General features: G+C 75.6%; 10 protein-coding genes. 6 read left to right on the top strand and 4 right to left on the bottom strand.

What is annotated here, in order from left to right:
- Positions 1 to 40 precede the first annotated feature (40 nt).
- The 3 genes from H2O74_RS09560 (at position 41) to H2O74_RS16850 (ending at position 4829) form a co-directional block, all read left to right on the top strand.
- Positions 41 to 2272 (top strand): MMPL family transporter, encoded by a 2232-nt coding sequence (locus H2O74_RS09560; protein WP_182111377.1) that lies wholly within the window; start codon positions 41 to 43, stop codon positions 2270 to 2272.
- A complete protein-coding gene (locus H2O74_RS09555) occupies positions 2212 to 3255 on the top strand; it encodes a Gfo/Idh/MocA family protein (RefSeq protein ID WP_182111376.1) in 1044 nt (347 codons plus the stop codon). Before H2O74_RS09560 ends, H2O74_RS09555 begins: the two co-directional genes overlap by 61 nt.
- Positions 3256 to 3320: 65 nt before the next feature.
- Positions 3321 to 4829 (top strand): protein kinase, encoded by a 1509-nt coding sequence (locus tag H2O74_RS16850; RefSeq protein ID WP_182111375.1) that lies wholly within the window; start codon positions 3321 to 3323, stop codon positions 4827 to 4829.
- Between the two features lie 4 nt (positions 4830 to 4833).
- On the opposite strand, the gene H2O74_RS09545 is transcribed toward H2O74_RS16850, so the two are convergent.
- The 3 genes from H2O74_RS09545 to lpdA form a co-directional block, all read right to left on the bottom strand.
- Positions 4834 to 5730: a TIGR01777 family oxidoreductase gene (locus tag H2O74_RS09545; RefSeq protein WP_182111374.1), complete on the bottom strand. Its 897-nt coding sequence runs from the start codon at positions 5728 to 5730 to the stop codon at positions 4834 to 4836.
- 94 nt (positions 5731 to 5824) lie between these two features.
- On the bottom strand, positions 5825 to 7759 hold the full coding sequence (sucB, locus tag H2O74_RS09540) for a 2-oxoglutarate dehydrogenase, E2 component, dihydrolipoamide succinyltransferase (RefSeq protein WP_182111373.1): 1935 nt from the start codon (positions 7757 to 7759) through the stop codon (positions 5825 to 5827).
- Between the two features lie 25 nt (positions 7760 to 7784).
- A complete protein-coding gene (gene lpdA / locus H2O74_RS09535) occupies positions 7785 to 9167 on the bottom strand; it encodes a dihydrolipoyl dehydrogenase (protein WP_182111372.1) in 1383 nt (460 codons plus the stop codon).
- A 163-nt stretch (positions 9168 to 9330) separates the two neighbouring features.
- Here lpdA and H2O74_RS09530 point away from each other — a divergent pair, with 163 nt between their 5' ends.
- Positions 9331 to 9660, top strand: coding sequence for an oxidoreductase (locus tag H2O74_RS09530; protein WP_182111371.1), 330 nt, complete (start codon positions 9331 to 9333; stop codon positions 9658 to 9660).
- A 6-nt stretch (positions 9661 to 9666) separates the two neighbouring features.
- Here H2O74_RS09530 and H2O74_RS09525 read toward each other — a convergent pair whose 3' ends face one another.
- Positions 9667 to 11154 carry a leucyl aminopeptidase gene (locus tag H2O74_RS09525; RefSeq protein ID WP_182111370.1) on the bottom strand — a complete coding sequence of 496 codons (1488 nt, stop codon included), beginning with the start codon at positions 11152 to 11154 and terminating at the stop codon, positions 9667 to 9669.
- Positions 11155 to 11193: 39 nt separating this feature from the next.
- Between H2O74_RS09525 and H2O74_RS09520 the strand changes: the two genes are divergently transcribed.
- Positions 11194 to 11571: a hypothetical protein gene (locus H2O74_RS09520; protein WP_182111369.1), complete on the top strand. Its 378-nt coding sequence runs from the start codon at positions 11194 to 11196 to the stop codon at positions 11569 to 11571.
- Positions 11568 to 11999: a hypothetical protein gene (locus tag H2O74_RS09515; RefSeq protein ID WP_182111368.1), complete on the top strand. Its 432-nt coding sequence runs from the start codon at positions 11568 to 11570 to the stop codon at positions 11997 to 11999. Before H2O74_RS09520 ends, H2O74_RS09515 begins: the two co-directional genes overlap by 4 nt.
- Positions 12000 to 12001: the final 2 nt, after the last annotated feature.

Here is a 12001-nt window from a genome sequence, read left to right as displayed (position 1 = left end):
CAACTTGTCGCCCAGGCTAGTCAGGTCAACAATACTCAGCATGCTGAGTAAAAGCGGCCGGTGGGCCGGAGTCGTCCGGGGGATCGGGATCCTCGCCGTCATCCTCGTCTGGTTGGGCGTGGCGGGCCTGGGCGGCATGTCCATCGGCAGCCTCTCGGACGTCCAGGAGAACGACGTCGCATCGTTCCTGCCGGAGGGGGCCGAGTCCACCGAGGCCGCCGCCGCCGCCGAGGGGTTCAGCGAGGAGGCCGTGCTGCCCGCGCTGGTCGTCGTGCGCGGGGACGGGGCGCTGACACCGGAGCAGCTGGCCGACGTCCAGGCGTTCGCCGAGGAGATCCCGGGGATCGAGCTCGAGGACGACACGACGATCGAGGACCTGCTCGTGGCGCCGCCGTTCGCCATCCCGTCGGAGGACGGCGAGGCCGCGCTGGTCACCGTCGTGCTCGACGCGGACGCGGCCAACGAGCAGATCGGCGAGGAGCGGGCCGTCAACCTCGTGGTCACCGAGCTGCGCGCCGCGGTCGACGAGACGCTCGAAGCCGACGGGCTCCAGGCGTGGGTCACCGGCCCCGCCGGTGCCATCGCCGACCTCGTCGCGGCCTTCGGCGGCATCGACGGGCTGCTCCTCGTCGTCGCCCTCGCCGTCGTCTTCGTCATCCTCGTCCTCGTCTACCGCTCGCCGTCCCTGCCGTTCACCGTCCTGTTCACGTCCCTGTTCGGCCTGTGCGCGGCCGCGCTCGTCGTCTACGAGCTCGCCGCCGCCGACGTGCTCGTCCTCAACGGTCAGAGCCAGGGGATCCTGTTCATCCTCGTGGTCGGCGCCGCCACGGACTACTCGCTCCTCCTGGTGGCGCGCTATCGCGAGGAGCTGCGTCGCATCGAGTCGCCGTTCACCGCGATGCGCCGCGCGATCCGCGGCTCCATCGAGCCGATCGCCGCGAGCGCGGGCACCGTGATCGCCGGCCTCCTGTGCCTGCTCCTGTCCGACCTGCGCTCCAACCAGAGCCTGGGCCCGGTGGCCGCCATCGGCATCGCGGCGGCGTTCCTGGCCTCGATGACGCTGCTGCCCGCCCTGCTGCTCCTGGCCGGTCGCCGCTCGCGCTTCATCTTCTGGCCGCGCGTCCCGCACGTGGAGGCGGACGCCGCGGACGGCGGCGCCGAGTCGCTCGAGCACCTCGAGGCACGCTCCGGCGTGTGGGGCCGGATCTCCGGCCTGATCGGCCGCCACCCGCGCCGCGTCTGGCTCACGACGGCTGTCGCGCTCGCGGTCGCGTGCCTGTGGGTGCCGACGTTCGAGGCGGAGGGCACCGGCGACACCGACGTCTTCCTCACCGAGGTCGAGTCCGTCGCGGGCGAGGAGTACCTGGCCGAGCACTTCGACGCCGGCCAGGTGCAGCCCGTCACCGTCGTGGTGGACGAGGCGGACCTCGACGCCGTCCTGGACGCGGTCGGCGACGTCGACGGCGTCGCCGCCGCGGCACCGGTCACCGAGGGCGGTGGCGGCGGACGTCCGGCCGACCCCTCCGCCCCGCCCGTGGTCGTCGACGGCCGCGTGCTCGTCGAGGTCGTCACCGAGGCGTCGTCCGAGAGCCAGGAGGCGACGCTCGTCGTCGAGGACATCCGCGAGGCCGCCCACGAGGCCTCGCCCGGGACGCTCGTCGGCGGTGCCGCCGCGGAGCGGCTGGACACGCAGGTGACGAGCGCGCGGGACCTGCGGGTCATCGTGCCGACGATCCTCGCGGTCATCCTGGTGGTGCTGATCCTCCTGCTGCGCGCGTTCGTGGCGCCCGTCGTGCTGATCCTGGCGAACCTGCTGTCCTTCGGGGCGACGATCGGCATCGCGGCGCTCGTGTTCAACCACGTGCTCGACATGCCGGGCGCGGACGCCTCGGTGCCGCTGTACGCGTTCGTGTTCCTGGTCGCGCTCGGGATCGACTACTCGATCTTCCTCATGACCCGGGTGCGGGAGGAGTCGCTCGTGCACGGGACCCGCGAGGGGGTGCGGCGCGGCCTGACGGTCACCGGTGGCGTCATCACGAGCGCCGGGATCGTGCTCGCCGCGACCTTCGGGGCGCTCGCCGTGCTGCCGCTGCTCTTCCTGGTCCAGCTCGCGTTCCTCGTCGCGCTCGGCGTCCTCATCGACGCCCTGGTCGTCCGGACGCTGCTCGTGCCCGGTGTGATCCACGAGCTCGGTGCGGCATCGTGGTGGCCATGGCAGAGGAAGATCGGGGCCCGCGAGACGGCCGGCAGCCGGGAACGCGTGTCGGTCTGATCGGGTACGGGGACGCCGGGCGCGGGATCCACGCCCGGCTGCTCCGCGAGGCGGGGCACCGCGTGACGGACGTCGTCACGCGGGACCCCGGCCGGGTCCGTGCCGCGAGGCAGGACTGGCCGGGCGTGCGCGTCCACGGCGACGTCGACGCGCTGCTCGCCGCGCCCGACCTGGACGTCGTGGTCGTCGCGTCGCCGACCGGCCGCCACCTCGAGCACGCGGGTGCCGCGCTGGAGGCGGGCGTGCCCACGGTGGTCGACAAGCCGCTGGCCCTCGACCGGGAGGGCGCCCAGCACCTGGTCGACCTCGCCGAGGCCCGCGCCGGTCGCCTGACCGTGTTCCAGAACCGGCGGTGGGACGGCGAGCAGCTCACGCTGCGCCGCCTGCTCGACGACGGCGCCCTCGGCACGGTCCACCGCTTCGAGCGCCGCTGGGAGCGGTGGCGGCCCGTGCCCAAGGACCGCTGGAAGGAGAACGCGGTCGGCGACGGCGGCGGGCTGCTGCTCGACCTCGGGTCCCACCTCGTCGACTCGGCGACCCAGCTCTTCGGCCCGGTCGAGGCGGTGCGCGGCGAGCTCCGCGCCCTGACCACCCCCACCGAGGACGACGTGTTCCTGGCGCTGAGCCACGCGTCCGGCACGGTCAGCCACCTGTGGGCGGGCGGCCTGGTGGGTGCGCCGGGCCCCCGCACGCGCGTCCTGGGCTCGGCCGGCGCCTTCCTCGTGACGTCGTTCGAGGGGGAGCCGACGCCGTTCGCCGCGCTCGACCCGGGCGACGGCATGGCGGGGTGGCTCGTGCACGGCGACGAGACCCGCCCCGTGCCGCGGGCCCCGGGGGGACACGCGGACTTCTACCGCGCCGTGGCCGCGTGGCTCGCGGGCGGCCCGGTGCCCGTGGACCCGCGCGACGCCGTCCGGACGGCGGCGGTGCTCGACGCCGCGCGCGTGAGCGCGGTCAGCCGCCGCGACGAGCCCGTCGCCTGACCGCTCCGCCGGGCCGGGCCTGTGGACAGCGCCCCGGCGGGCGCCGGGCGTGGTCGCATGGCGGCGTGAGCGACGACCCGGCCCCCACCGTCCCGGAAGGGCTCGCGGCCGCCCTGGCGGAGGCCGGCCTACGTCTGGCCGGACCGCTCGGTGCCGGCGCGTCCGGCGCGCGGTGGAGCGCCGTGCCGCTGGCCGGCGGACCGCTCGGCGACGTCCGACGCGTCGTCACGCTCGTCGTCACGCGTTCGGCGACCCACACCGCCCGGCTGCACGAGCGGGCGACGGCGCTCGCCGCCGTGCGCCACCCGCACGTCGCCACCGTGAGCGGCGCGCTCGTGCTGCCGGACGGGCGCCTGGCGGTGCTGCACGACGCCGTGGCGGGGCACGACCTGGCCACCCTCCTCGCCGCCCGGCCGGGATGGCGGGCCGGCGAGGTCGTCACGGCGCTCGTGCCGCTCGCCGACGCGCTCGCGGCGCTGCACGAGCGTGGCCTGACCCACGGCGACGTGGCACCGGCGAACGTCGTCGTCGAGGACGGGCGGCCGGTGCTGGTCGACCTCGTCCTGGGCGACGACCCGTTCGAGGGCGGCACCGTCGGGTACGCGGCGCCCGAGCGGAGCCGCGGCGCCACGCCCGCGGGCGACGTGCACGCCCTCGGCCGCCTCGGCATCGCCCTGCTCGGCCCGCCCGACCCGCCGGACGCGCGCGGCCGGGTGGGTGATCCCGCCCGGACCGCCGTGCGCGACGTGCTGCGGCGGGCCGGCGACCCCGTCGCGGAGGCGCGGCCGACGGCGGCCGAGCTCGCGGCCCTGCTCTTCGCGGCGTGCCCGCCCGAGCCGATCCGGCCCGTGGACCCGGCCGTCCTCGCGCAGCTGAGCCTGCGTCGCCTGGCCGAGCCCGACCCGGCGCGGACGCAGCCGCGGCCCCGGCGGGCACGTGGGCGGCACCGCGCCGGTCATCCCCTGCGGTTCAGGCTCCTGGCCGCGACGACCGCCGTCCTGGTCGCCGCGGTCGTCGCGGCCGCCACGGGCGCCGGACGGGTCGGTCCGGTGCCGGCGACGGCGCCGCGGGGGACCGCGTCGTCCGAGGCGACCGGGGCGGGGTACCGCGCCGATCCCGCTGCGGGCGGGGTCGCCCCCGTGACGCTGCCGCCGGCCGCGGCGGCCCTGCGCCTCACGCACGAACGCGCGGAGGCGCTCCTGGCGGCGGACCGCGGCCGGCTCGCCCGGGTCACGGTGCCGCGGTCGCAGGCCGCCGCCGCGGACCTCGTCGCGGCGCGACGCGGCGGTGGCGCGCCCGGGGGAGTGCGCCTCGAGGTGGCGGACGTGGCCCTCGTCGCGAGCAGCGTCCCGAGCCGTCAGGTCGGCGTCGACCCTCGCCCGGGCCGCGCCGGTGGGGGCGCCGGTGGGGGTGCCGCCTGTGCGGACGTCGCGCTGACCGCCGCGGTCGGCGCCGTGCCGGCCGAGCCTGCGCCGGACGCACCGGCAGCCGGCGGCGCCGCGGCCGTCGTGCTGCGCGTCTGCCCCACCGCGGGCGGGTGGCGCGTCGCCTCCGTGCTGGCGCCCTCGGCGTGAGCCGTCAGCGTCCCCGGCCGGCCGTCCACGCGGCGGCGGCGTCGAGGGTGGCGTGCGTGTGCGTGAAGCCGCTGGTCGCGAGCACGGTCGGCAGGGCGCGCTGCGAGGACAGCACGTCGTCGGCGAACTCGCCGAGCGCCAGGCGCAGCGCCACGCGCGGCACGCGGACGACCGCGGGCCGGCGCAGCGCGCGCGCCACCGCGCCGACCACGTCGCCGACCCGGGCCGGGGACGGCCCCGTGAGGTTGACCGCACCGTGCACGTCGGCGGTGAGCAGGTGCTCGATCGCGCGGACCTGGTCCTCGAGGGTGATCCAGGCCCAGACGGCCGAGCCGTCGCCGAGCGGCCCGCCGACACCGAGGCGCAGCAGGGGCAGGAGGCGCCCGAAGGAGCCGCCGCTGCGGGACATGACGATGCCCGTGCGCAGGTGCGCCACGCGCACGCCCGCGTCCTGCGCGGGGCGCGCCGCCCCCTCCCAGGCGCGCACGACGTCGACCAGGAAGCCCTCCCCGGGCTCCGATGCCTCCGTGAGCACCTCGTCCCCCCGGTCGCCGTAGAACCCGACGGCGGAGCCCTGGAGGAGCACGCGCGGCCGGTCGTCGAGGCGCGCGAGGGTGCGGGCGAGCAGCGCCGTCGGCGTCGTCCGGCTGCGGAGGATGGTCGCCCGGTAGGCGGGCGTCCAGCGGCGGTCGCCCAGTCCGGCGCCGCCGAGGTTGACGACGGCGTCGGCCGCCCGCAGCTCCTCCGCGTCGAGCCGGCCGCGGTCGGGGTCCCAGCCGATCTCTCGGCTCGTGGCCGGCGCGCGCCGCACGAGGCGGCGCACCCGGTGCCCGCGGGTCGCGAGGTGCTCCACGAGGGCCGAGCCGATGAGGCCGTGCGATCCGGCGACGACGACGTGCATGCCGCTCACCGTAGGGCAGGGGCGTGCGTCGCGGGGCCGGGGGCGGACACGACGACGCCCCGGACCGCGAGGGTCCGGGGCGTCGCCGCGCAGCTCAGAGCCCGACCTCGGCCTCGAAGTCGCCCTCCTCGATCCGCTTCTTGACCGACATGAGGTAGCGCGACGCGTCGGCGCCGTCCACCAGGCGGTGGTCGTACGACAGGGCGAGGTAGCACACCGACCGCACGGCGATGTACTCCACGCCGTCGGGGTCGCTCGCCACGACCGGGCGCTTGACGATCGAGCCCGTGCCGAGGATCGCCGAGGTGCCGACGGGCACGATCGGGGTGTCGAACAGCGCGCCGCCGGAGCCCGTGTTGGTCACGGTGAAGGTCGCGCCGCTCAGCTCGTCCGGCTTGATCTTGTTGTCGCGCGTCCGGGACGCCAGGTCCGCGATCTTCCGCGCGATGCCGGCCAGGTTGAGGTCGCCCGCGCCGCGGATGACCGGCACGACCAGGCCGCGCTCGGTGTCGACCGCGATGCCGACGTTCTCCTCGCCGTGGTACGTGATCTGGTTGCCCTCGAGCACCCCGTTGACCTTGGGGTGCGCCTTGAGGGCCTCCGTGGCCGCCAGCACGAAGAACGGCAGGAACGTGAGGTTGACGCCCTCGCGAGCCGCGAAGTCGCCCTTCGCCTTGGCCCGCAGGCGGGCGACCTTGGTCACGTCCACCTCGACGACGGTGGTGAGCTGCGCCATCGTCTGGAGCGACTCGACCATCCGCGAGGCGATGATCTGCCGCAGGCGGCTCGCCTTCTCGGTCGTGCCGCGCAGCGGGGAGACGGTCGCCGGGGCGGCCTTCGCCGCCGGAGCGGACGACGCCGGGGCGGCCTGCTGCTGCGAGGCGCGCTCCTGCTCGGCCTTCGCGGCGCGCTCCTGCTCCGCCTTGGCGGCCGCCTCGAGGACGTCCTCCTTGCGGATGCGTCCGCCGACGCCCGTACCCGTGAGCGTGGACAGGTCGACGCCCTTCTCGGCAGCGAGCTTGCGCACCAGCGGCGTCAGGTAGCCCGTGCCACCGCCGGACGGCGCCGGGGCGCTCGAGGATGCGGCCGGGGCGGCCTCGTACGCGGGCTGGCCCGGCGCCGCCGTCTCGGGCGAGCGCTCCTGGGCCTTGGCCTCGGCCGAGGGCTGGGGCGGGGTCACCTGGGACTCCTGCTGCGCCGGCTCCTCGGGCGTGGAGGCCGTCTGCGCGGCCGCCTGCTCCTCGGGCTGCTCCGCGGGTGCCGCCTGCTCCTGGGCGGGCTGCGCGTCGGCCTGCTCGCCGCCGGCCTGCGCGACCGTCGCGGAACCGCCGGAGTCGGCCGAGCCCACGCGGGCCAGCGCCGTGCCGACGTCGACCGTCTCGTCCTCCTGGACGAGGATCTCGACCAGCGTGCCGGCGACGGGAGACGGGATCTCGGTGTCGACCTTGTCGGTCGAGACCTCGAGCAGCGGCTCGTCGACGGCGACCTCCTCACCGACCTGCTTCAGCCAGCGCGTCACGGTGCCCTCGGTGACGCTCTCGCCGAGCGCGGGCATCGTCACGTCCTGGGTGGCGCCACCGCCCGAGCCGCCGGACTGCTGCGGCTGGACCGGCTCGTCCTGCGTCGCGGGCGTCGCGGGCGCCTCGGTGATCTCCTCGGGAACCTGGGCGGCCTGCTGCTCGTCGGCCGACGGCGCCTGGTCCTGGGCGCCGTCGTCGCCGGAGCCCTGGTCCTGGGAGCCCTGGTCGGAACCCTGGTCGGCGGGCTGCTCGTCCGAGCCGCCCGACTCGCCGGCGGCGCCGATGGTGGCCAGCGCGGTGCCGACCTCCACCGTCTCGTCCTCCTGGACGAGGATCTCGGTCAGGGTGCCCGCGAAGGGCGAGGGGATCTCGGTGTCGACCTTGTCGGTGGACACCTCGAGCAGCGGCTCGTCGACCGCCACCTCGTCGCCCACCTGCTTGAGCCACCGGGTCACGGTGCCCTCGGTCACGCTCTCGCCGAGAGCGGGCATCAGCACGGAGTCAGACATGACCTCGCGTCTCCTTCGATGGGGGTCAGTTGTGGGCGTGCAGGGGCTTGCCGGCGAGCGCGAGGAAGGCCTCGCCGATCGCCTCGTTCTGGGTGGGGTGCGCGTGGATGAGGCCTGCCACGTCCTCCGGGTAGGCCTCCCAGTTCACGATGAGCTGGCCCTCGGCGATGAGCTCGCCGACCCGCGCACCGATCATGTGCACCCCGACGACGGGCCCGTCCTTCTGGCGGACCAGCTTGACGAATCCCGCGGTACCGAGGATCTGGCTCTTGCCGTTGCCCCCGAGGTTGTACTCGAGCACCTCGACGTTGTCCGCGCCGTGGAGCTCCTTGGCCTTCGCCTCGGTGACGCCGACCGACGCCACCTCGGGCTCGGAGTAGGTCACGCGCGGGATGCCCGACTCGACGATCGCCGCGGGCTTGAGCCCGGCGATCTCCTCGGCGACGAAGATGCCCTGCGCGAACCCGCGGTGCGCGAGCTGCAGGCCGGGCACGATGTCGCCGACGGCGTAGATGTTGCCGACGCCGGTGTGCAGGCGCTCGTTCGTGATGACGAAGCCGCGGTCGAGCGTGACGCCCTGCTCGCCGTAGCCGAGGCCGTCGGTGCGCGGCCCGCGGCCGACGGCCACGAGGAGCACCTCGGCGTCGAACGTCTTGCCGTCCTCGAGCGTGACGTGCACGCACTGGTCGTCCTGCGTGGCGCTGCTGAACCGCACACCGGTCGAGAAGTTGATCTTGCGCTTCCGGTAGGCGCGCTCGAAGGCCTTGCTCAGCGACTCGTCCTCGTTGGGCACGAGGTGGGGGAGCGCCTCGATGATCGTGACGTCCGCGCCGAACGACTTCCAGACGCTCGCGAACTCCGAGCCGATGACGCCGCCGCCGAGGATGATCGCGGACTGGGGCACGCGGTCCAGCGTGAGCGCCTGGTCCGACGTCATGATCCGGCCGCCGATCTCCAGGCCGGGCAGCGACCGGGCGTAGGAGCCCGTCGCCAGGATGATGTTGCGGCCCTGGTAGCGCGTGCCGTCGACCTCGACCGTGTCCGGGCCGACCAGGCGCCCGTAGCCCTCGACGTAGGTGATGCCGTGCGCCTTCACCAGGCCCTGGAGGCCCTTGTACAGGCGGCCGACGACGCCGTCCTTGTAGGCGTGGACACCCGCCATGTCGATGCCCTCGAACGTCGCCTTGACGCCGAACTTCTCGCTCTCGCGGGCGCCGTCGGCGAGCTCCGCGGCGTGCAGCAGCGCCTTGGTGGGGATGCAGCCCCAGTGCAGGCAGGTGCCACCCAGCTTCTCGGCCTCGACGAGCGCGACGCTCAGCCCCAGCTCGGTGGCGCGCAGGGCGGCGGCGTAGCCGCCGCTCCCTCCGCCCAGGACGACGATGTCGAAGACGGTGGGGCTGTCAGCCACGATGGTGTCTCTCCTCGATAAGACGGGGGTGCTCCGGTCATCTTGTCACTCCCCGCGAGGGGACGTGAACCGCAGGACCGGCGAGCCGGTGTGATCAGCGCGACAAGTCGTCCTACGACTTCACGCCCTGCTCGCGACGCGGCGCCCGCCGTACGCTGTGTCGATGCGACTCTTCCGCCGCCGCGGGCCCTCCGGCGCCGGCGCGCCCGCACCCTCCGCCAAGGAGGCGCAGCAGGCGACGCTCCAGCACCTCGCCGAGTTCGTCCGCACCCGCGTCGGCGTCGAGGCCTACGTCGAGCCGGTCACCTCCGTCACGCAGACCACCGTCGTGCTCATCGCGACGACCGGCGAGTGGACGCGGCGCCGGGTGCCGGACCCGAGGACCGCGTACGCGATCGCCCGGGACCTCGGCATCCCCTGCTACGACGTCCAGCTCACCGGCTACCCGCAGCGCATGCGCGACTGGAACGCGCGTCGGCGCGTGCGCCGCTGACGCCCGTCAGGACTCGAGCAGCCGCAGCAGCGTGCGCACGCCCACGCCGGTGCCGCCGACCGGCGTGTAGCCGTGGGCCGAGGCCTCGTTGAACGCGGGGCCCGCGATGTCGAGGTGCGCCCACGGCGTGCTGCCGACGAACTCGCGCAGGAACAGCCCGGCCACGAGCATGCCGCCGAAGCGGTCGCCGATGTTCGCCAGGTCGGCGACCTGCGACTTCAGGCTCGCGCGGAGCTCGGACGGCAGCGGCATGGGCCAGAACTGCTCGCCGGACTCCTCGGCCGCGCGGACCACGTGGGCCCGGACCTCGTCGGTGCCCATGACCGCGGAGACGCGCGCGCCGAGCGCGACCATCTGGGCGCCGGTCAGCGTGGCGATGTCCAGGACCGTGTCCGGCTTCTCCTCGCAGGCCGCGACGAGGCCGTCGGCGAGGACCAGGCGGCCCTCGGCGTCGGTGTTGAGCACCTCGACGGTCGTGCCGCCGCGCTGCGTGATGACGTCGGAGGGGCGCTGGGCCGTCCCCGAGGGCATGTTCTCGGCGAGGCACAGCCAGCCGGTGACCTTGACCGGCAGCTCGAGCGCCGCCGCGGCGAGCACGGTGTGCAGCACGGCCGCGGCGCCCGCCATGTCGGACTTCATGGCCTCCATGCCCTTCGCGGGCTTGATGGACAGGCCGCCCGAGTCGAACGTGATGCCCTTGCCGACGATCGCGACCGAGCGGGTGGGGCGCGAGGGCGCGTAGGTGAGCTTGACCAGCCGCGGCGGCCGGGACGAGCCCTGGCCGACGGCGACGAGCCCGCCGTAGCCGCCCGCGGCGAGCGCCTTCTCGTCCAGCACGGTGACCTTGACCTTGGTGCCCTTGGCCGCGGCCTTGGCGGCGTCGGCGAAGGCGGCCGGGAAGAGGTCGAGCGGGGAGGTGTTGACCAGGTCGCGCACGCCGTGGACCGCGTCCGCGACGACGGCGGCGCGCGCCGCCGCGTCCTTCGCCGCGCCCTCGCGGGCCCGCGGGGTCGACAGCTCGATCCGGGCCGCGGGCCGTGCCCCGGCGGGCAGGGAGCGGTAGCGGTCGAACGCGTAGGCGCCGAGCAGCGCGCCCTCGGCGACGGCGGCCACCTGCTCCGCGTCGGCGGCGGGCAGTCCCAGGCCGACGGACGTCACGCCCGTGAGCTGGCGCGTCGCGGCGCCCGCGGCGCGACGCAGCGCCTCGGCGGACGGCGTGGCGCCGTCGGCCAGCTCGCCGACGCCCACGAGGGCGACGACCGGGGCCGCCACGGCACCGCCCGAGGGGACGCGGACGAGGGAGTCGGCCTCGCCGGTCAGGCCGAGCGCCGCCGCCTGGCCCACGAGCGCGCGCAGCGCGTCCGGGAGGTCGTCGGCGCCGACGAGCGCCACCGCGGGCGCGGGGGTCGTCCCGGCGCGGCGCGCGACGGCGACGACCAGCGCGTCGACATCGAGGCGGGCGGGGTCCTTGGACGTGAGGGTGAGTGTGGCCACCCGCCGATGCTAGCCGCGCGGCCACGTATCCTCGTCCGCGTGTGGTCCCCCCTCGTCCTGCTGGTCGTGGCCCTGTCCGTGGTGCTCGCGGGGTGGGCCGGCTGGCGCACCGCACGGGACCAGCCCGTGATCCTGCGCCAGCTCCTGTTCGGGGGCGTCGTCGAGGCGCTGCTCCTGGTGCAGGTGCTCGTCGCCGCCGTGCGCGCCGTGACCGGGGACGGCCCCGCCGACGCCCCGACCTTCTGGGGCTACCTCGTCACGACGCTCTTCGTGCTCCCCGTCGCGGCCGCCTGGGCCTTCACCGAGCGCAGCCGCTGGAGCTCGGTCGTGCTCCTCGTCGCCTCGCTGACCGTCGCGTTCCTCACGTACCGCTGCGTCCAGGTCTGGACCGGCGTGCCGGCCGTGGGAGCGGCGTGAGCGCGGCCGACGCGCCCGCCGCCCGGCCGACGGGCTCCGGTCCGGGGCGCCTGCTCGTCCTGGTCTACGGCGTCCTCGCGGTCGCGGCGACGGCCCGCTCGGCGGTGCAGATCGGCCGCGACCTGGAGGCGGCACCCCTGGCGTACACCCTCTCGGCCGTCGCCGGCCTCGTGTACCTGGTGGCGACCGTGGCACTGGCCCGTGGCACCGGCGGCTGGCGCCGGGTGGCGTGGGCCGCCGTCGTCTTCGAGGCGGTGGGGGTGGTGGTCGTCGGGCTGCTGTCCGTGCTGGCGCCCGACCTGTTCCCTGACGACACCGTGTGGTCGCGCTTCGGCGCCGGCTACGGGTTCGTGCCGCTCGTGCTGCCCGCCCTGGGGCTGGCGTGGCTCGTCCGGACGCGCGGGTCGGCCGCCGGGCCCCGGCGCTAGGT

The sequence above is a fragment of the Actinotalea sp. JY-7876 genome (assembly GCF_014042015.1).
Lineage (GTDB): Bacteria > Actinomycetota > Actinomycetes > Actinomycetales > Cellulomonadaceae > Actinotalea.
The sequence above is the reverse complement of the archived record's forward strand: the minus strand, read 5'-3'. Positions and strand labels throughout refer to the sequence as shown.